The organism is Candidatus Sulfurimonas baltica (assembly GCF_015265455.1).
Taxonomy (GTDB): Bacteria; Campylobacterota; Campylobacteria; order Campylobacterales; family Sulfurimonadaceae; genus Sulfurimonas; species Sulfurimonas baltica.
Genome location: NZ_CP054492.1, coordinates 16,378 through 35,616, shown reverse-complemented (window position 1 = coordinate 35,616; position 19,239 = coordinate 16,378). Strand labels below are relative to the sequence as shown.

19 protein-coding genes are annotated in these 19,239 nt (G+C 36.4%); 3 read left to right on the top strand and 16 right to left on the bottom strand.

Annotation, left to right across the window (positions count from 1 at the left end; genetic code table 11):
- Nucleotides 1-200 precede the first annotated feature (200 nt).
- The 4 genes from flgE to fliK form a co-directional block, all read right to left on the bottom strand.
- On the bottom strand, nt 201-2,618 hold the full coding sequence (gene flgE / locus HUE88_RS00175) for a flagellar hook protein FlgE (protein WP_194369926.1): 2,418 nt from the start codon (nt 2,616-2,618) through the stop codon (nt 201-203).
- Between the two features lie 177 nt (nt 2,619-2,795).
- Nucleotides 2,796-4,058, bottom strand: coding sequence for a flagellar hook-basal body complex protein (locus tag HUE88_RS00170; RefSeq protein WP_194369925.1), 1,263 nt, complete (start codon nt 4,056-4,058; stop codon nt 2,796-2,798).
- A gap of 37 nt (nt 4,059-4,095) precedes the next feature.
- Nucleotides 4,096-4,761, bottom strand: coding sequence for a FlgD immunoglobulin-like domain containing protein (locus HUE88_RS00165; RefSeq protein ID WP_194369924.1), 666 nt, complete (start codon nt 4,759-4,761; stop codon nt 4,096-4,098).
- Nucleotides 4,762-4,913: 152 nt separating this feature from the next.
- Nucleotides 4,914-6,653: a flagellar hook-length control protein FliK gene (gene fliK, locus HUE88_RS00160; RefSeq protein WP_194369923.1), complete on the bottom strand. Its 1,740-nt coding sequence runs from the start codon at nt 6,651-6,653 to the stop codon at nt 4,914-4,916.
- A 175-nt stretch (nt 6,654-6,828) separates the two neighbouring features.
- Here fliK and HUE88_RS00155 point away from each other — a divergent pair, with 175 nt between their 5' ends.
- The gene (locus HUE88_RS00155; protein WP_194369921.1) at nt 6,829-7,083 is read left to right on the top strand and encodes a hypothetical protein; all 255 of its coding nucleotides are present in this window, start codon (nt 6,829-6,831) and stop codon (nt 7,081-7,083) included.
- Here HUE88_RS00155 and HUE88_RS00150 read toward each other — a convergent pair.
- The 3 genes from HUE88_RS00150 to HUE88_RS00140 all read right to left on the bottom strand — a co-directional run bounded on the left by HUE88_RS00150 (nt 7,067) and on the right by HUE88_RS00140 (nt 9,838).
- A complete protein-coding gene (locus HUE88_RS00150) occupies nt 7,067-7,486 on the bottom strand; it encodes a hypothetical protein (protein ID WP_194369919.1) in 420 nt (139 codons plus the stop codon). The two genes, HUE88_RS00155 and HUE88_RS00150, sit on opposite strands and share 17 nt — an antisense overlap.
- 61 nt (nt 7,487-7,547) lie before the next feature.
- Nucleotides 7,548-8,525, bottom strand: coding sequence for an argininosuccinate synthase domain-containing protein (locus HUE88_RS00145; protein ID WP_194369916.1), 978 nt, complete (start codon nt 8,523-8,525; stop codon nt 7,548-7,550).
- A 44-nt stretch (nt 8,526-8,569) separates the two neighbouring features.
- Nucleotides 8,570-9,838 carry a DEAD/DEAH box helicase gene (locus tag HUE88_RS00140; RefSeq protein ID WP_194369914.1) on the bottom strand — a complete coding sequence of 423 codons (1,269 nt, stop codon included), beginning with the start codon at nt 9,836-9,838 and terminating at the stop codon, nt 8,570-8,572.
- Nucleotides 9,839-9,936: 98 nt separating this feature from the next.
- On the opposite strand from HUE88_RS00140, the gene HUE88_RS00135 reads away from it, so the two are divergent.
- A complete protein-coding gene (locus HUE88_RS00135) occupies nt 9,937-10,749 on the top strand; it encodes a hypothetical protein (protein ID WP_194369912.1) in 813 nt (270 codons plus the stop codon).
- 10 nt (nt 10,750-10,759) lie between these two features.
- On the opposite strand, the gene dnaG is transcribed toward HUE88_RS00135, so the two are convergent.
- Nucleotides 10,760-12,409, bottom strand: coding sequence for a DNA primase (dnaG, locus tag HUE88_RS00130; RefSeq protein WP_194369910.1), 1,650 nt, complete (start codon nt 12,407-12,409; stop codon nt 10,760-10,762).
- 101 nt (nt 12,410-12,510) lie between these two features.
- On the opposite strand from dnaG, the gene rpsU reads away from it, so the two are divergent.
- Nucleotides 12,511-12,723 carry a 30S ribosomal protein S21 gene (gene rpsU, locus HUE88_RS00125; RefSeq protein WP_194369908.1) on the top strand — a complete coding sequence of 71 codons (213 nt, stop codon included), beginning with the start codon at nt 12,511-12,513 and terminating at the stop codon, nt 12,721-12,723.
- 80 nt (nt 12,724-12,803) lie between these two features.
- On the opposite strand, the gene HUE88_RS00120 is transcribed toward rpsU, so the two are convergent.
- The 8 genes from HUE88_RS00120 to HUE88_RS00085 are packed head-to-tail and all read right to left on the bottom strand — an operon-like array spanning nt 12,804 to nt 19,177.
- Complete coding sequence (locus tag HUE88_RS00120) at nt 12,804-13,901, bottom strand: deoxyguanosinetriphosphate triphosphohydrolase family protein (protein ID WP_194369906.1); 1,098 nt, start codon at nt 13,899-13,901, stop codon at nt 12,804-12,806.
- A gap of 14 nt (nt 13,902-13,915) precedes the next feature.
- Nucleotides 13,916-15,079, bottom strand: coding sequence for a GGDEF domain-containing protein (locus HUE88_RS00115; protein ID WP_194369904.1), 1,164 nt, complete (start codon nt 15,077-15,079; stop codon nt 13,916-13,918).
- A 30-nt stretch (nt 15,080-15,109) separates the two neighbouring features.
- The gene (locus HUE88_RS00110) at nt 15,110-15,664 is read right to left on the bottom strand and encodes a PhnA domain-containing protein (protein ID WP_194369902.1); all 555 of its coding nucleotides are present in this window, start codon (nt 15,662-15,664) and stop codon (nt 15,110-15,112) included.
- Nucleotides 15,665-15,901, bottom strand: a complete 237-nt coding sequence (locus HUE88_RS00105; RefSeq protein WP_194369900.1) for a hypothetical protein — start codon at nt 15,899-15,901, stop codon at nt 15,665-15,667. It abuts the gene before it with no gap.
- Nucleotides 15,902-15,906: 5 nt separating this feature from the next.
- Nucleotides 15,907-16,740 (bottom strand): FAD-dependent thymidylate synthase, encoded by an 834-nt coding sequence (locus HUE88_RS00100; protein ID WP_194369898.1) that lies wholly within the window; start codon nt 16,738-16,740, stop codon nt 15,907-15,909.
- A gap of 58 nt (nt 16,741-16,798) precedes the next feature.
- Nucleotides 16,799-17,875: a phospholipase A gene (locus HUE88_RS00095; protein WP_194369896.1), complete on the bottom strand. Its 1,077-nt coding sequence runs from the start codon at nt 17,873-17,875 to the stop codon at nt 16,799-16,801.
- A gap of 5 nt (nt 17,876-17,880) precedes the next feature.
- Nucleotides 17,881-18,519 carry a protein-L-isoaspartate(D-aspartate) O-methyltransferase gene (locus HUE88_RS00090; RefSeq protein WP_194369894.1) on the bottom strand — a complete coding sequence of 213 codons (639 nt, stop codon included), beginning with the start codon at nt 18,517-18,519 and terminating at the stop codon, nt 17,881-17,883.
- Nucleotides 18,512-19,177: a carbon-nitrogen hydrolase family protein gene (locus HUE88_RS00085; RefSeq protein ID WP_194372445.1), complete on the bottom strand. Its 666-nt coding sequence runs from the start codon at nt 19,175-19,177 to the stop codon at nt 18,512-18,514. The genes HUE88_RS00090 and HUE88_RS00085 overlap by 8 nt, the downstream gene beginning before the upstream one ends.
- Nucleotides 19,178-19,239: the final 62 nt, after the last annotated feature.

Below are 19,239 nucleotides of genomic sequence, written 5' to 3'. Positions count from 1 at the left end.
GCAAAAGGAACAAAGTCCCTTTTACTCGTTTGCGCCACTGAGGCGACTCAGCGTGGAGAATGCCATATGTTAGCATTCCTAAAAGCTAGCCTTTAAAAAGGCATGATTTTTATGAAAAGGATTATATCAAAATGTGAATAAAATGAGGTTTACAAAAGAAGAAGTTATTTTGAGTTACCACGCTCTAGCGTGGTAATGAATTATCGTTTAAGTCCAATAAGTGTTTCTAAAAGCTGATCTGAAGTGGTAATTGTTTTACCATTTGCCTGATAACCCCTTTGAATAATAATAAGCTGTGTCAATGAACGTGACAAGTCAACATTTGATGCTTCAAGTGCTGAACTTTGAATAAATCCACGACCAGATGTTGCAGCTGAACCAATAATTGGATCGCCTGAGTTGGCAGTTTGTACGTATACACTACCACCTTCAGTTGCTAAACCTTCATTATTTGTAAATTTAGCCATACCAACTTGAGCAAGACCAAATGAACGACCATTTGAGAATGAACCAACCATAGTACCACTCTGATCAATTCTAATACCAACTAAATCCCCACCAGTAAAACCATCTTGTGATATACCAGATGTAGAACTTCTTGAGTCAAAACTAGTCATACCGTCAAAAAGGTTTGATGTACCAAAACTAAAACTTACTTGCTGATCTGCAGCAGAACCATTGTTACCAGTAAAAGAAACATTTGGCGGATTATAAGTTGCTAATGATCCATCACTATTAAAACGGATTGAACCATCTTTTTGATCATATGGAACTGTGTTGTCAATTGTTGCTGGTGCTGGAACTGATATTCTCATATTCCATGTACTACCTGTCGCTAAATCCACATCTGTTTTTCTAAACTCCATTCTAATAGTGTGCTTAGAACCAAGTGAGTCAAAAATATCTATCGAACTAGAGTGTGTTGCCGCATTAAAAGACTGAGAAAATGCTTTACCAGTACTTCCTGAAGATAAAGAAGAATTAAGTGCCTCAAGGTTTCTTGTAAAGCGTGTATTTTCAGATGGTGCACTTGACGTATTAGCTGTTGTTATTCCAGTAATTGCAAGAGCTACATCATAAGGATCTGCACCACCAGCTGGATTTTCTATCTCTAGCTTACCTTGAGAGTTTACTTTTACAGTTAAAGCACTAAGGGCAGTATCCCCATTATTATCTTGCCCTTGAATCTCTAGCTGATTACGTAAATCAGCAATTGTTTTGAATGTTTTATCAAAACCGTTACCGCCGGCACCACCATTGGCACCAGTTGGATTATACTGATATCTATAAGCCGTATGGTTTGCAGTATCTTGGGCAGTAGCCACGAAACCTGAGTTTGCAGTACCCACTGCACTTATTTTAATATTATGTGATGCGGCAGCATTATCATTCGTATTAACCAAGTTTATCTTATTATTAACACTGTCGTAAGTAGCTGAAATTCCTGTAAGTGCTGTTTTTGAGTTAATAGCAGTTACAAATCTAGAACCATTTTGAGCAGCACTCTCTGTTCCTGTAGAGCCGCTGGTTGTTACATTAACCGTATCTACGCCATTGTCCAATGTAAATGTAACATCCATCTCGCTTGCACTATTATTTGATGAAACAGTGACAGCTCCAGTTGCACTACCATTGTCATTTGCTAAACCTACTACAGTAAAAGAAACATCAGTAGCACTATCAAATGTAAGAGTATCACCTGCAATACCAACAGAGATATCACCTTCTCCTGCAAGAACATCAGCTGCAAAAGCAGCATATGTTGTATTAGAATAAAGAGTGCCATTAACCGTTGCGCTAATAGTATCACCAATAGCGATTGCTCTACTAAACGTACTCACTAAACTACTGCCTAGAACTACTGTAGGGGCTGTTAGTGTAGCGGCCTCAAATGATGCCCAAATACCTTGATTTGGTTGAAGAGCAAACCCCTCTCCTGTATCATTAAACATTACGCCTAAGTCTCCAGACTCTATAGCTCTTCCATCTGCATCAAGTGCTGGTGGAGTAGGTGCTGCTGGTGGTATACCAGATTTAACTTCGTAAGCAGGTGAGTAACTTTCTACAAATATACCTGCATTAAGGTTTGCTTTTAATGATACCTCAGTTGTAGGGCTTGCAGGTGTTGTAAGTCCAGGCGGAATTCGTATACTCTCAATTGGAGCAGTTGCGTCAACTTTACCTGTGACACTATCTCTTACCCAACCCTGAACAATAAAACCATTATTATCTACAAAGTTTCCGCTAGCATCAAACTTAAAGTCTCCGGCACGAGTATACTTATAACTTTTACCATTATCTGGAGAGACTATAAAAAATCCATCTCCTTGAATAGCTACATCTGTATTTTTATCAGAGTTTTGAATCGAACCCTGAGAGTGGATAGTCGTCATAGAGCTTACAGTTGAACCAAGTCCTACTTGAACAGCATTTTTACCACCAAGTTCACCTTGTGGAGCTGTTGCAATTGATTTTGTTTGAGCTAAAAGGTCAGAGAAGTTAGCACGAGAGTATTTAAAACCTGTAGTGTTAACATTTGCAATATTGTTTGATTCAACATCCATCGCAATTTGATGCGATTGCAGCCCGGATACACCGGCATATAATGATTTCAACATATTAAATCCTTTATTATATTTAATTCTCTAAAGGAAGAAGTTCCTCTAAGAGCTAAATATTTTTTTCTGTAATAGATATAGAGCATTTAGTGTTCCAATATATTAAAAAGATTATTGAGAGTAAGAAGTATTGATTTTGTTAGCAGTTTATAAATAATGCAGGATGGATGCTTAACCCTATGCACCCATATCTAGCGCTTTTTTAAGCATTTCATCAGCTGTTGTTATAGACTTAGAATTTGCATCATACGACCTTTGCATAATTATAAGGTCTGTCAATCCAACTTCCATTCTTACGTTTGAGCCTTCTAGTTTAAAGTTTGTTATATCAGTACCTATAATATTATTGCCGAATGCATCTTGAAAAAACTTTGCCGCCCCGCTGTTTGAACTCTCACTAAACCTAGCTCCGTTTACTCTCTCTAGTCCTCTGTCATTTGCAAAGTGATATACTGCTATTGTACCAACGTTACTCTGTGCACCATTTGTAAAAGTAGCTAGCACTTCTCCATTTTTATTTATATCATAACCAATAAGGTCACCGGCTGGAGTACCATTTGAAGAACTTGAAGATGAAAAAGTTCCACCAGATGATATGATTCCATCATAATCTATCCCCAAGTCAATACTAACTGTTGTACCTTGGTTATCTATACTTGTTAGAGTACTTGAGATTAAGGCACCTCTCTCGTTAAAATTGACAACACCATTTTGTGTATCATATATAGTTTCACCATCTAAAGTTTCAGTTGTTGCTTTTACATTCCACTGGCTTCCAGGTGCAACTTGCGGGTCTACTTTTGTAAACTCAAGTCTTAAATTATTTTTTACATCTTGTGAATTTATAACTCCAGCACTAATAGTAAGTGCTGTTTCATCTTCAAGTAAACTCAAATTTCCACCAAAAGTTGCTTCAGTTGTTGGAGTTGATGGGTAAGATAAAGTCGTTGGAAAACGAAGTTTTTGCTGAGTAGCAACTTCTCCAAGCGGGATACTAGCTAATTGCTCTGTCAGTACACCATTTTCAATATTTGAACCCATAGTACCTAGAACATAATAGCCATCATGTGTAACTAAATCTCTACTCTCATCAAAAGTGAAACTACCGTCTCTTGTATAAAGCGGATCAGACTCACCTTGAATACCAAACCACCCATCTCCTAATATAGCCAAGTCTGTACTTCTTTCAGTTAACTGAAATACTCCTCTTGACTCATCCATTGCAATGGTATTTAGTTTTGTACCTACACCTACACTACTGTTTACGCTAGAGGCTGCTGCATTAGTGACAAGCATCTCTTCAAACATAGATGAAAACTCAGAAGAGTATCCACGAAATCCAACTGTACTTGTATTTGCCAAATTATTTGAAACAACATCAATAGCCTGTTGTTGTGATCTCAGTCCGCTAAGTCCTGTATAAAAAGCTTGAGTCATCATGACATGCTCCTTAATTTATTAAGACACTTGTGCCTTTTTAATATACTTCTTTAATATTCTCTAATGGAACATAATTTGAACCAACTTTTACTAGTGTTTGTCCACCGTCAAATCTAACTGATTCTATCGGGTAAGCGCCAAGTCTCGTCTCTAAATTATTTCCGGCAGGGTCGGTGTAGTTTGCATTGACATAATAAATTCCACTATCTGCTTCATTTCCATTATTATCTTTTCCATCCCAATCAAACTGATATACACCGGATTTGTTTGTTCCAACATCTAAAGTTTTAATCAAACTCCCAGAGCTGTCAACTACTTGAATAGAGCCTTGCTGAATGTCTGATGGAAAGTATACTTCAAATGTACTGCTAGAACCCTCATCATAAGTAATAGCGTTACTTCCCAAGTCTGCTGTTTTGCCTATTGCAGCAATTGTTGAAAACTGTTGTGTTCCGCCAAGCGTTGCAGCTAATTCTGCTAAAGCTTTATTTGTATTTTCTGATGATTCCAAACCTGCAAGCTGAGAAGTCTGAGTTAAAATTTTCTCACTGTCCATAGGTTCGGTTGGATCTTGATGTTGCAGTTCAACCAAAAGAAGAGTCATAAAATCATCTTTACCCAAAGCAGTTTTATCTTTAGCTGCTGTTGAGACTGTTGGCTCACTATATAACGCTGCATTTTGTCCTATTGAATTGATAGCCATAATATATCCTTTATTAGGGTTCCCTCATATAAAGGGAATAACCATTATTGTTAGTTCACAAAAGGAACAAGCCCCTTTTATTTTGCTCTCACCGCTGTGGCGACTGAAGCTTGCCTTTTATAAAAGGCAGATTCTTAAAATAGCCTAGCTACTTAACCATAATGAGGCACAATAATTTCTAAAGAGCTTAAAATCTCTTCATTCGCCTCTTCGTTATCAAAATAGTTATACTCTTTATGAGCTTGTTGCCCATTTTGTTTTTGCTGATGTTGTCCACCGGCATTAGAGTCACCATTTTGTGAGTTGTTACTAAAGTTCAATGTAGCATTATTTATTCCATTATTGCTTAGCTGTACTCTCAGCTCATTAGCATTCATCGCCAAAGTATTTACGGCAGTGTTGTTCGAGCTGATATTTACATGTAGGTTTTTACCTCTTTGAACTATAGTCAAATCAATTTCACCCAATCTTTGCGGATTGAGCTGAACTTTTACTCTGGTAAATGGAGACTTATAATCTTCTATCGCTGTTTTCACATCCGTTGAAAGATATTTAATCATCTGCTTGGCTTCATTTAGCTTAACTTCAAAACTGTCCACTTTGTGCGTCGTCAACCCATCTATTTTTGAAGTTGATGTTGTTTGCTCAGATGATGAAGATTCACCGTGTAAAAGTTTTTCTAATGATTTTGCGGCATCTGAAGCTGCACTCGGTGCAATCACTTTAGCCGTTGCAACGGAAAAATCTGCCGTCATTATTGAGTTACTTATAGCCGGTTTCTCACCCCGCAAAAGAAGTTTTAATGTTTCGTCTGCTCTATCTTTTGGTGTTTTTTGCTCTGTGCTTATTGAACTGCTCGCTTTGGCCTGAACAATCTGTTCAGTGGTCGTATGTTCAACAACCGCCTGAGCCTTAAAAAGTGGTGTAGTTCTTACTTCTTTTGAAATTTGTGATATCTTTTCATCAGTTGCTTGCTCTTTGTATTGCTGGTCTTTTGGAAATTCACTCACTGTGGTATCTGCATTTTTTGATGTTTTTTTGGCATCCGGAGTGATTGCTTTCATCTCTTTATCTTGTGATATATCTTTTACATGTAGAGGTTGAACTTTTACCTCTTTATCTTGTGATGCATCTTTTACATGCAGAGGTTGAACTTTTACCTCTTTATCTTGTGGTATATCTTTTACATGCAGAGGTTGAACTTTTGCCTTATTATCTTGTGATGTATCTTTTACATGCAGAGGTTGAACTTTTACCTCTTTATCTTGTGGTATATCTTTTACATGCAGAGGTTGAACTTTTGCCTTATTATCTTGTGATGTATCTTTTACATGAGAAGTATCAACTCTTATCTCTGGAGTTTTAACTTTTGAATCAGATTGAACTTTTGAATCAGATTGAACTTTAACGTCTTCTAGTGTTATTTTACTAATATCAATACCGAGTTTTTTAGCAACTTCAGTTAAACCTTTAAGGGTATGTGGGAGCTCTTTAATAAGTGATTTTTTATAATCATCACTACCCTCTATCTTCGTTTTTAAGTAATCTTTTGCCTCAAAGACTAAGGTTTTTATCTCTTTTGCACTTAAAGAAGATACTAATTTTGGATTAAGCTCCATTAACTCTTCTATATTCTCATCTAAACTATCTTCATTTTTCAAAAGAGATATAAGCATATCTGCTTTTGATACAGTTTTTGAGCCACTGCTCTCTTTTACCTGTTCACCAAGCGATAGTATCAAAGCGCCGTTTTGAATAAGCTTACCATCTTTTTTCTCACTCTGACCTTTTAAAAGTTCTGAGAATGATAGTTTTGGCTCATCCTTTGGAGTTGACAAATTTAGAGGTGAAGACGCAGTTTTAGCTTCACTTTTTATATCTAATGAAATCATTTTTTGCTCCTATTGTTAATCTTGTATAGTTTGAATAACTCCAAACTATACTCAATCACTAAAGCTTTGCCTAATGGCAAGAAAGTTTTTACTCAAAAGCTTTAGATGGTTTTAAATAATAAAGCATAAATTATTCCAATGTTAAAAATATTTAAAAATTACCGATATTGTCCGCATGATTAAGATATTGATTTTATTATTTCCGTTACTGCTGTTTGGACTTAGCCCGTTTGAGTCGTCAAATAGTGATAGTTTTAAAAGCTCAACGCATAAAATAAATAAAAGTAATAAGAAGATTGTGGCATCTAAAAACACACAAATCAGATGTAGATGTGTGTGTGACAAGAGAATGTATAAAGAGCAGAAAATATCAGATGCTGTGTTGTTTTACAAAAATAACAGAGAGTACACTTTTAGCGGTATTGAATAAACTTGTCAAGACATCTCAACTCATTTTTATATGTTACACTAACCATATCCCTTAACTCTTCAAGAAGTTGCTGTGGTGTCTCTCCATCCTTTGGATAGCTTACTTTACTTGAGTCTAAGTCTCTAGCAAAAAATTCTATAAACATATTTTTCACAATTTCTGCTCCATACTTGTCTGTATACGGAAGAACAAAAAAGTAGTCCGACTCGTTGTTTACAATAGCGTCAGAAGTTCTAAGAACACTCTCTAGAGAACTTTTTATTACTTCTTTAGAGACGGTAGAGAAGTCACAATACAAAAGTGTGAAACTCTCTGAACGACTCTCGTCAAGTCTCTCGGATATACCTATATTTAACTCTAGAAGTTGTTTAAAATTGTCAAATCCAAAATGAACACCAGCCATATTACACCTCTTGTTTTAAGTTGCACAAAGTATATCGAAAAAAATACTTAAGTGTAAAGTTTTACATTATTGAATAAGGTTTTATTTCGTCCCTTGAAATAAATGGCGAACCCTGAACCTCTGCATCGTCATAAGAGATAGTATAATTACTATCCTCTTTCGTTTTACAGTAAGTTAAAATTATTTTTGTCGCCAACTCTTTGTCAGCCTCACTTGCGTTTTTGCTAAGCATGGCATGAGGACCGGGAATTCCAATTGTTTTCACATGGTAGTACTTAGCATTGTCTATATCCTGCAAGTAACCATTCTCATCTTTGTTTCTTCCAACTACTAGTTTTGCGCCGTCACTTAGACGAAAATGGCGACCGTATTTCATAAGTGGAATATCACGTACTTCAAACTTATCATACTTAATAAAGTCAAACATTTTTTTAGCAAAATTCTCGTCAGTTAAAAGACATCCTCCGCCTGGGCTCTCAAAGTTGTCAAGTCCTATCTCTTTTACCATCTCCATCTGTCTGTCACGACTTCTGCCAGTTATACCTTCTAGTTTTTCTCTATCTACCCAGCCATTTGTCTCAGCAATAGTTGGAGCTAACATTTTTGCAGACAAAGGGCGCAGAAGCAATCCGTCGCAGTTACTCTCATTTAGAACTATTTGGAGTGCATCTTTGTTTTGGCTCATTGGGCGCTGACCCATAACTTCACCACTTATAAGAAATGAAGCACCTTCAGCTTCCATAATCCGTTTTGCAACTGTAAACATCTTGGCATGACAATCTATGCATGGATTAAAGTTTTTACCGTAACCATGTTTTGGATCAAACAAAACATCTTGGAGATATTCACTCTGAATATCTATAATTTTCAACTCTGCACCAACTTGTTCACACATACTTTGCATATGTTCAAGCCTGTCTTTTGTACTTCCAAAGCCTGTATTGATATTTACAGCCAAAACCTCAATGCCTTGGTCTATAATAAGCTTTATAGCTAAAGTTGAGTCTAACCCACCACTGAACAGTGCGATTGCTTTCATCTTTTTCCTTACTAAATTGATAATTTAAATTATAGAATAATATACTATTTATTGCCTCTAGCCCCAGAAGAGCCTCTTGGTGAACGCTGACTTGGCTTATTTTGAGGTCTTTGTCTTGAATTTGAACCCCTAGCACCTCTACCACCACCTTGATTTATAGGTTCTGCCTTAATTGATGGATCAGGTTTGAAACCTTTTAGCCATACCTTAGGGATATCTTTTTTAATCAGCTTCTCTATATTTTCTAAGAACTCATGTTCATCTACACAAACCAACGAGATTGCTTCACCTTCATTGCCTGCACGTCCTGTTCTTCCAATACGGTGAACATAATCTTCACTGACATTTGGAAGTTCATAATTCACTACATGTGGAAGCTGGTCAATGTCTATTCCGCGAGCAGCAATATCTGTTGCGACCAAAACTCTCACTTCACCTTTTTTAAAATCAGCTAGTGCTTTTGTTCTTGCATTTTGGCTCTTATTTCCATGAATTGCTACAGCGGTAATACCATCTTTTTCAAGTTGCCCTGTAAGACGGTTCGCTCCATGTTTTGTTCTAGTAAAGACAAGAACCTGCTTCCATTTTCCCTCATTAATCAAGTGTGTCAATAACTCTCTCTTGCGAACTTGGTCAACATGGTAAACTGCCTGCTGAACAGTCTCAGAAGCAGTATTGCGACGGGCAACTTCTATAAGAGCCGGAGAGTTTAACAAGCGGTCTGATAGTTTTTTAATCTCATCTGAGTAAGTTGCTGAAAAAAGAAGTGTCTGCTTTTGTTTAGGTAGCACTTCTAATATTTTTCTAATATCATTTATAAAACCCATATCCAACATTCTGTCTGCTTCATCAAGTATAAGAAATTCTATATGTCTTAAATCTACAGTTTTTTGCGACATGTGATCTAGCAATCGCCCAGGTGTTGCGATGATAATATCTACACCTTTGCGAAGTTGTGTAATTTGAGGATTTATTTTTACCCCGCCAAATATTACAGTTGATTTAAATGGAAGATGTTTTCCGTAAAGTTCAACACTCTCTCCAACTTGGGCAGCTAACTCTCTGGTTGGTGTTAGTATAAGTGCCCTAACAGTATGTTTTGCTTTTGTAGGTTTAGCTCTGCTTAATAGCTCTAGTAGTGGCAGTGTAAAACCTGCAGTTTTGCCGGTACCAGTCTGAGCACCTGCGAGTATATCTCTTCTCTCTAATATAACAGGGATAGCCTGCTTTTGAATCGGAGTAGGTTCTGTGTAACCTTGCTCCTTAATAGCTTTTAATAATGGTGCTGATAAACCGAGTGTTGTAAACGACATAAAATTCCTAGTCTTAATATTGGTTCATAATAGCATAATTTATGGTAATATGAGATATAATCTTTGCAATATTTATAAAAACCTCACTAGGACCTCTTATGTCAGCCAACTCAATCACTGTAAAACACAACAAACACCGCATTCACCCTTGTCCTAATGATAAAAAACTATCTCTGCTTAATTTACTTATAGCTAATAATACAAAGTCAAAAATTCTTGTGGTAACCGCAAACTCTCCTGAACTTCTTAAGGAATCTGTAAATTGTGAAAATGTTACTATTATGGATGACAAAGAGCTTTTAGGTTCCAAAGATGTTACATGTGAGCTTTTAATCAGCTATGATCTGCCAATTGCGGCAATTGTTTACATGTCAAGATTAGCTCGCGCGACAGATGCGGCACTGATACTTCTTGACTCCAGCGAGCAAAAGCAACTATACCCAATTGAAACACTTCTCGGTAGAGTGATTAAGCAGGACCTAGTAGAGGGTTTTGCTTACGAAGAGAGTACAAAAATGGTTGTAGCACAAAAACCTGTTGAGAGACCAAAAAGAGAGTACGCTTTTAAAACAGACCCTGAAGATAAACCTAAATATGATAAAAAACCATTTGACAAAAAGTCGTTTGACAAGCCCAAATATGACAAGAAGCCATTTGATAAACCCAAGTTCGATAAACCAAAAAGAGATGGTGATTCAGGCGATAAAGCGAAAAAATGGGAAAAGAAAGATAAACAGCCTAATAAATTTTTAGGTAAAGACGAGAATGGTAAATCAATCTTTTCAGGTAAAAGTGGTGACAGAAACCATCGTCATGACGGAAGCAAAAGAGAGAGTTATGATGCTCCTAAAAAAGTTGGAAGAAAAATAAACATTAAAGCCCGTAAACCTAAAGAAGCGCCCGAAGAATAGGCTAATGAATTTAGCTTTTAAAAGCTACAAGTTCACCTCTTTTTAGTGTTGCTATCTTCCCACGAAATTTACGAATATAAAACGCTTTCTCTTCAAAAGAGACAGCGTTTTGCATATTTACTTTTTTTAACTCACGCTCATAATGTTTTGTTAAAAAAGCTATCAGTTCAGCCTTTAATGACTCTTCATCTATAAGCGATTTTATCTTATCATCCACCGATATTGCCATAAGCTTTGGTTCATCAAACTTTCCTCCAAGAGCCAGTGCCAACTCTAAAGAGTGAAACTGCAAAAGTGATGGGTCTAAAACATCTAATATCTGGTTTATTAACTCTGGTTTTTCCAAAACAGTTTTTATAAGACTGAGTTCCCACATATCCCGGTGGCGACTACTGTCAATCTTGTTTATGTTAGCTTGGTTAGTCTGGTTAGTTAGCTTAACGTATGATGGGTTCAATCCTAGTCGTGAAGCCAAATATGATTTATATTTTTCCTGCAACATTGGAGATAAAGTTTTAAGATACCCTATTCCATCTTGCATGCAAGCCTCTTTTGCTTTTGGGTCACGTAGATTGTAGCTTGAGATTATCTCTTCTAAAACAAACTCTATAAATGGTTTTGGTGTTCTGAACATGGTCGCAAGTTCTTCTACTTTGCCATTTTTCACCATATCTGCCGGATCAAGTCCATCTGAGAAAATAACAACACCTCCACTGAAACCGCCTGCACTTAGAATTCTTGATGCTTTAAGTGCAGCTGCTCGTCCTGGTTTATCCCCATCGTACGCCATTATAACTTTAGGTTCACCCTTTCTCAGTAGTGGCAAATGTTCCGCAGTCAAAGCTGTTCCTAAAGTTGCTACTGCGTTTGTAAACCCAGCTTGATGCAGCATAATAACATCAAGATACCCCTCTGTTATAACTATCTCTTTTGTTTTATAAACCTCTTGTCTTGCATGATGATAAGCGTACAAAAGACGAGACTTATTAAAAAATGGAGTCTCCGGAGAGTTTATATACTTTGCCTGATGCCCTGTTATAGTTCTGCCACCAAAACCAACTATAGAGCCATTAGCGGAGTGGATAGGAAAAGTGATCCTCTCTATAAATCTCGCAAAATATCTTCCGCTATCAAAGCCGACAACGCCCATCTCTACAGCTTCGCTCATATTAAAAAGATGAGATTTTATATAGTTTATCGTAGCATCAGTGTCAGGTGCATAACCTATACCGAATTTTTCAACACTACTCTCATAGATTCCGCGCTCTTTTATATACTGTGTTGCCGCTGGCTTAGAGGTTAAAAGATTTTGATACCACTCATTTAACTTATCCATAAGTTGTGAACGTGGCTTATTTTGCTTATTGTCTGTATAAGAGAGTGAAAAATTATAAGTTGATGCTAGTTTTTCCAAGGCCTCTGGGTAGTTGAGTTTTTCATACTCCATCGTAAACTTAATGCTGTCACCGCCTGCTCCGCATCCAAAGCAGTGATATATCTGCTTTGTCGGGCTTACAACAAAAGAGGCAGATTTTTCATCATGAAAAGGGCATGGTGCTTTATAGTTTGCACCTGACTTTTTCAGCTCGACATAAGAGCCTACAACATCAACAACATCAAGGCGTGCTTTAAGGGCTTCTATAGAATCTTGGGTAATCATAAAAATATTATACTCTTAAGTGGTTTAAGAAGCTATGTAATTATAAAATATTATGATACAATTCCATTCCAAAAATTTTTACAGAAAGTGGGTGATGTGATATGCCTGGTATAGTACTACGTAGTGATGACAATTTTGATGCATCTTATCGTCGTTTCAAAAAGCAGACTGACCGTAACTTAATCGTTACTGAAGCTCGTGCTCGCCGTTTCCATGAAACGCAAACTGAAAAACGTAAGAAGTTCTTAATAGCATCTCGTAAGAAAATGCTTAAGCGTCTTTATATGATGAGACGTTACGAATCACGCCTATAGACATAAGCCTTCGGGCTGTGTTTACTTTTAAAACAACCTCAAAAACCTCCAAATCACATAAAATCTAAAAGTTTATCTACCTATAATTTTCCATACATCTCATTATAAAAACTTAACGCATGTCTGTCACTCATCGAAGCAATATAATCGGCTATAACTCTATGTTTTTTTCTGCTCTTTAGCTGCTCACGATAAAATGTTGGAAGCATTTTTTCCTCTTCCATAAGCCCTCTGTAGAGGCCTTTGATAGCCTGTTTGCCTGCAAACATTTTTATTACTATCTTTTTATGCTGATAAAGCTTGTTAAAAAGTAGCTTTTTTAGCTTTTTTATTTTACTCTCAAGCTCTGGTTTAAAACCTATTGGAATCTCAATTTTTGTATCCAAAACAGCACTAAAAACCTCTCTATTGTCAATTTTATCTTTAGAGTTTTCTAAAAGAGAGAAAACCAGATGGTTTATCAGATGTGAACTAAAGCGGTAACGGAACATCTCATCTTCATCTTCAGATATCCCTTCTGCTTCTACTTTTTCTAAAATCTCACTTATCAACTCACTCTCTTTGAGATCATTGAAAGATATTAGCCCCGAGTTTATCCCATCATCAATATCGTGACTGATATACGCTATCTCATCAGCTCTGTCAACGACCATAGCCTCTATGGATGGATGCGTCTCTAAGTTAAACTGCTCATCTATTATAGAGGGTAAGAAGCTTTTTTTATATGGGTAAGAGTGTTTTAAGATACCTTCAAGTGTCGCAAACGTAAGATTTAGCCCATTAAAATCTTTATACCTCTTCTCGATTGATGAAACAACTCTAAAACTTTGAAAATTATGCTCAAAACCATTCTCAAACCCATCATCCCTTAAACACTTGTTAAGAGTGTCTCCTCCTATATGTCCAAAAGGGGTATGCCCTAAATCATGAGCAAGTGCAATAGCTTCTGCCAATGATTCATTCAGTCCTAGATGGGAAGTGATTGAGCGGGCAATCTGCGAAACTTCAATAGAGTGAGTCAAGCGGGTACGAAAAAAGTCCCCGTCTTGGTTTAAAAAAACCTGCGTTTTATACTCTAGTTTTCTAAAACTTCCACAGTGAATAATTCTGTCTCTGTCTCTTGCATAAGGGTTTCTAAAATCTTTATCTATCTTGTAAAATCTATTATGTGCTTGCATATCAATAGTGCCTTTTATGCTTTTATTACCTGGTTTCTACCAGCTTTTTTAGCCTTGTAAAGAGCATTGTCAGCTCTTTTCATAACTGTAAACGGGTTACTCTCTTTTGAAGCTTTTTGTACGACCCCAGCTGATATATTTATATATATCTCTTTAAAGCTCTCTTTGTTTCTGACTTTAAAAGGGCTTTTGGCAATTATATCCCTTAATATATCTGTATGAGTGTAGGACTCACCTGAGTCTTTTGATGGAAAGAGTAGTACGAACTCCTCTCCTCCATATCTGTAAGCTTTTCCACCGCCGGTCACATTTGACAATTTTGATGCAACCATCTTCAAGACTTCATCGCCGGTATCATGTCCGTATGTATCGTTAAACTTTTTAAAATGGTCTATATCTATCATAGCAAGTGAATATCTTATACCAAGTTTTGCCATATCTTCGACCAACGCTCTTCTCCCTGGCAAGGATGTAAGTTCGTCGTAAAAAGCCAAGCGGTAAGACTCTCTGATAAGAAGAGCAAAGATAATCACACTTATAGCCAAGAGAGAAAGATCATTCACATATTGCGTTTTTATAAAGTATAGGCCGCCATAAAAGGTAATTGTCAAAATTAAAAATGAGCTATTGTACATCAGCAGTCTATTAAATATCACTAACGCACTCATAATAAACATTACAAAAATACCAATAGCTACAGATAAATCTTTAAGCGGATAAAAAGATATTGCAAATATTTTTATCTTTAACATTTCCAGTAGCTCCGCATTGGGATAATAAATAAAATATAAGACGGCTGTTATCTCAACAACAAAAAAAACAATCTTGAAAATGCCCCAGATTGAGAATAGTCCTCTCTCTCTTAATAATAAAAAAACAAGAATATGCAGAGGATAAAGAAGTGAAACATACAAAAACAAATCTGTTGCTTTTGCAGCACCTAGGTATTCAAATCCAATTTGCATAAAAAGAAGCGGCACTATAACAAAGATAAATCTGTTACGGTTAAAATGCCATGATACCCATATTATGAGCGCACTCATGGCATAAAAAAGATACGGGACTAATTCAATTATTGCGGTCGGGATTTTTGTTTCATTAAAAACAATCAACGCAAACACCAAAGATATCAGTATAGGAATTGATATGTTTAGTGCTATAGATTTTAGAGGATTCATTTATCTCTTTATGGGTATTAATAAATCAGATTATGATTTTTTAAGAAACTTTGTAAGAATAAAAATCTTTGTTCCGTTTACGCGACCTTCTATATGCTCCGCATCATCATGAACCAATGAAATATTTCTAACTGCTGTACCACGCTTTGCTGTAAAACCTGCACCCTTAACCTCTAAATCTTTTATGATTACAACTGTATCACCAGCCTGAAGTACAACCCCGTTAGAGTCTTTATGAACTACCGATGATTTACTGCCTATACCGGATTCTGCCCAAGCTCTTTCGATCTCTTCAAGATACATCATATCCATTAAATCTTGGCGATTGAGTAAACTTAAAAGTCTAAAAGTTAAAACTTTTACAGCGGGAATTTCGCTCCACATGCTGTCATTTAAGCAGTTAAAATGGTTCTCATCCATGCTGTCAGGATTCTCTATTTGAGCTCTACATGTAGAGCATATACAAACAGATGTTTCACTGCTTCCATCAGAGGGTGCAACTTCAAAATCAGTCAGCCCGTCACTCCCTCCGCATAACTCACATACGCCGCCACTTCTGCTTTGTAACTCTTTTACTATACTCATCTATTTCCCCTCTTTATGAAACTCTATATCATCTTTCAACTGCGTAGATGTTTTAGTCTTAGTTTTATCAAATGCTTTTTGAGCATCTGCTTCACTGTAATTTCTGCACTCTTGAGGTATAACAGCGTTAGGCTCTTTTGCAATCTGATCACACATTGCAGCATTTACTTTAAAATATGAACATCCACTGAATAACACAGCAAATAAAAAACCAGATATTAAAATATATTTTTTCATATGAACTACTTCCTTTTAATAATTAAATCTAAATATTTTGATGGTGTTTTTCGCATCATCTCTTGTGCCAGCCATCTTATTTGAAAAAATGCAGCACCGCTGTCTCTAAGTGTAAGGTAGTTTTTAAGGCTTCTGAGATTGAATGTAACAACCATATCAACTTTTACATTGTCTGTTATTATATGCTTAAAAGCATCACCGACATTACGTTTCTTTTTCCCTGATTCTAAAGCAGAAAAAAGTGCCTCTGAATCACCTTTGAACTCTTGTAAAAATTCCAATGAGCTTTTTGCTACTGCTATATCATCAAAATTATCCACTTTTGATGATTGATATTTTAGCTTATCATAAATAGCACCTATTTCGATTTTGTTATACTCTTCATCTTGAGTTACAAACATATTAAAGCCTAAAACTTTCTCTACAAAAAAATCTTTACTGTCAGAAGTTTGCGATGCCGTGAATGCGTTTATGATAGAACTCATCGTATATCTGGTGCTTCTTACACTTATAGCTTGTATGCGGTGGCGAGCATGCTCTTGAAGAACACCCCTTGAAGTTGAGCGTATCAAAAAACTAAGATTTGCATGTTCTAAGATTGAGTGGTGAAAATATGTCCAAGCCAAATCATCTAAAAGATTTGATTCTTCAATATCATTTATTTTTCTACATGTAGAATCATCCGGCATGTGATTTTCAATATATTTTATAGCCTCATTTTCACTGTTCTCAAACGAGTCATAACAAGTTCTAGCCGCTGCTTCAGCCACACCAATACCTGTCTCTTGCATTAAGACTACTTCAGGTTTTGAATACTTTATGCCATACATATCTTCCATAATCTATCCTATATTATATTGATTGACATTTTACAATAATAAACTTAGTATATATCTGCTACCTTGAGATGCTAAACCCAATTGCAAACTTTTTTATGCGATTGTTATAATCAATAAGACTCTCACCATATCCACTGAATAGTTTTACATATAAAAAAAGATCATCTCTGCCAAAAGCGGGATAACTGTAGTTTATCTCTGCAGCCCCTTTATTACTATAACTGTATTTCAACTTCAATTCTAAAAGATGTTTTTTATATGGGACCATAAACTTTATATGACCGTGTCCCATGTAATCTATCAAATCAGGGTTGTAGTCATTAGTATCTGGTAATCTTGTCCAAAGTTTCAACTCTGCAAACAAGGTTTTATACTGAAGCAAGAAGCTGCCACTAAAAAAATTCCATGAGCGCTCTTCGTCCCCGCCTCTTCCGTTTGATTCATGTGCAATTGCTAATCGTATGGACTTTATAAGCCTTCCATCGCTTAACTCTGAGGTTGGAAACATAACAAAAACCTCAGGGTTATAGTTTGTTTCTCTAAAAAAAGCCGAATCTGAATAAAACTGCCAAAATGACTTTTGGGTATAAGCAATTGAGTATATCTCGTTGAGACCAAGGATATTTGCTGCCACATCAAACTTAACGCTAATTTGAAACTCTGTCTCTATCTCTTTTGCTTTATGTCCGTTCGTATTTGCATAGTCACCGTCATATCTGTAACTTATAGGCAAAAAATAGTTGGCATTATGAGCTTTGAAATTATAAAGAGATTGTGAGTATTGCCTTATTGTATCTTCTGTTTCATTTTGATCTAGTCTGTCTAAAGAAGTGTATAATTTTTTTTGCTCTTTTTCTATCTCTCTGCTATAGTTGTATTTAGCTTGCTTGTAGTAACTCTCAGATGAAATTTTATACCATTTTGAAGCCTCTTCTTTGTCTACTTCATGCCCTTCGCCTTGTTCGTACATGTAAGCTAAAATATATGCGGCATCTGAGTCATCTTTTGCCAGTTTTTTAAACATTTCAAATGATTTTTTGAAGTCACCCTTTTTATATACAGCGTGAGCATCCTCAAACTTTGTTGAGGCGTCAAGGCAGAGAGCTAAAAGAAGTGCTGCAAAAAATAGTTTCATTTATATTACTTCTGCACCCCGTCCAATATAGGTACAAAATCGCACTCTTCCAACTCTTCTCTCTCTACGGAGTCTCCTATTTTTCTAAAACGTGTTATGACCTGCTTTAATCCAACCTGCATCGGAGCTACTAATATCCCGCCATCACGCAGTTGTTCAAAAAGTTTTTGCGGAACCTCTTTTGCGGTTGCAGAGAAAAGAATTCTATCGTACGGAGCATACTGAATCCAGCCGTTTTGTCCATCATCTGTTCTTGTGTGAATATTGTTAATTCCAAGTTTTCTAAAGCGCAGTTTTGCTTCTATCATCAAAGGCTCTATTCTCTCAATAGTAAACACCCCGCGAAACAGATGCGATAAAACTGCAGCCTGATAACCGCTTCCGCACCCTACTTCTAAAACTCTATCTGCACCCTTGGTCTCTAAATACTGGGTCATTTTAGCAACTGTTAGAGGTGAACTTATCCATTGTGATGAACCCAAAGGAAGAGCATCTAACTTATAGGCATTGTGTTTAAAACCGATTGGCACAAACTCTTCTCTATTGGTTCTGGAAATAGCCTCTTTTACATCATCATCAAGTGAAAATATTTGGTGGCAATCGTTTGCTAATCGAGCTGTCTTTGTTGCTGTAATTCTATCCAATACCTACATCCATATATCGCCTCATTGTGGCAATTTCTTTTTTATCATATGGCACTTCTAAGCAAGGCTTATTCCCATTTAGCTCAACTTCACCTTGTGGCTTTATAATACCACTCATTTTACTGCACTCTTTATTAAGAGAGTCGCTTGCAACGACATAGCACTGATTGATTATAGCAAGAGCTTGTGTTAGTGTTTTGTAGTGCTGAGTTCTTAAAACACCCCACCAAGCCGGAACGGCTATAACGTCACACCCCTCAAGACGAAGCCACAACTCTTTAAAGCGAAGTTCAAAACAGATTAAAATCCCTATTTTAATCCCGTCAACTTCAACAATCTTAATATCTTTATCTTCACCTTGCGACATGTACTTATGTTCATCACCAAAACGAAACAGTCTCGCTTTTGCTTGAGTGTGAACTATCTCGCCATTGTGAAAAATTTTAGCAAAATTAAAGACTTCACCATCTTTTTTCTCAATCATAGTTGCTATAATTATTTTGTTTTTTGAAGCTTTAATCAATGCTTCATTTGCTACATGTGAAAACTCTACCACCTTTTCAATATTCTCATAATCAAAAGATGTCAAACAAACTTCAGGTGCGACTATTAATGATTTTTCATCCGTTTTACTTATAAGTTCTAAAAGTGTTTGCAGGTTAGTGTTATAGTTGTTAGTAGTGTCAAAAAGTAGTGAGCAGAGTTTGTACTCACCGCTTT

Coding starts and splice junctions, on each gene's coding strand:
- flgE (WP_194369926.1), bottom strand. CDS start 2,618: ATGTTGAAATCATTATATGCCGGTGTATCCGGGCTGCAATCGCATCAA.
- HUE88_RS00170 (WP_194369925.1), bottom strand. CDS start 4,058: ATGATGACTCAAGCTTTTTATACAGGACTTAGCGGACTGAGATCACAA.
- HUE88_RS00165 (WP_194369924.1), bottom strand. CDS start 4,761: ATGGCTATCAATTCAATAGGACAAAATGCAGCGTTATATAGTGAGCCA.
- fliK (WP_194369923.1), bottom strand. CDS start 6,653: ATGATTTCATTAGATATAAAAAGTGAAGCTAAAACTGCGTCTTCACCT.
- HUE88_RS00155 (WP_194369921.1), top strand. CDS start 6,829: ATGATTAAGATATTGATTTTATTATTTCCGTTACTGCTGTTTGGACTT.
- HUE88_RS00150 (WP_194369919.1), bottom strand. CDS start 7,486: ATGGCTGGTGTTCATTTTGGATTTGACAATTTTAAACAACTTCTAGAG.
- HUE88_RS00145 (WP_194369916.1), bottom strand. CDS start 8,525: ATGAAAGCAATCGCACTGTTCAGTGGTGGGTTAGACTCAACTTTAGCT.
- HUE88_RS00140 (WP_194369914.1), bottom strand. CDS start 9,838: ATGTCGTTTACAACACTCGGTTTATCAGCACCATTATTAAAAGCTATT.
- HUE88_RS00135 (WP_194369912.1), top strand. CDS start 9,937: ATGTCAGCCAACTCAATCACTGTAAAACACAACAAACACCGCATTCAC.
- dnaG (WP_194369910.1), bottom strand. CDS start 12,409: ATGATTACCCAAGATTCTATAGAAGCCCTTAAAGCACGCCTTGATGTT.
- rpsU (WP_194369908.1), top strand. CDS start 12,511: ATGCCTGGTATAGTACTACGTAGTGATGACAATTTTGATGCATCTTAT.
- HUE88_RS00120 (WP_194369906.1), bottom strand. CDS start 13,901: ATGCAAGCACATAATAGATTTTACAAGATAGATAAAGATTTTAGAAAC.
- HUE88_RS00115 (WP_194369904.1), bottom strand. CDS start 15,079: ATGAATCCTCTAAAATCTATAGCACTAAACATATCAATTCCTATACTG.
- HUE88_RS00110 (WP_194369902.1), bottom strand. CDS start 15,664: ATGAGTATAGTAAAAGAGTTACAAAGCAGAAGTGGCGGCGTATGTGAG.
- HUE88_RS00105 (WP_194369900.1), bottom strand. CDS start 15,901: ATGAAAAAATATATTTTAATATCTGGTTTTTTATTTGCTGTGTTATTC.
- HUE88_RS00100 (WP_194369898.1), bottom strand. CDS start 16,740: ATGGAAGATATGTATGGCATAAAGTATTCAAAACCTGAAGTAGTCTTA.
- HUE88_RS00095 (WP_194369896.1), bottom strand. CDS start 17,875: ATGAAACTATTTTTTGCAGCACTTCTTTTAGCTCTCTGCCTTGACGCC.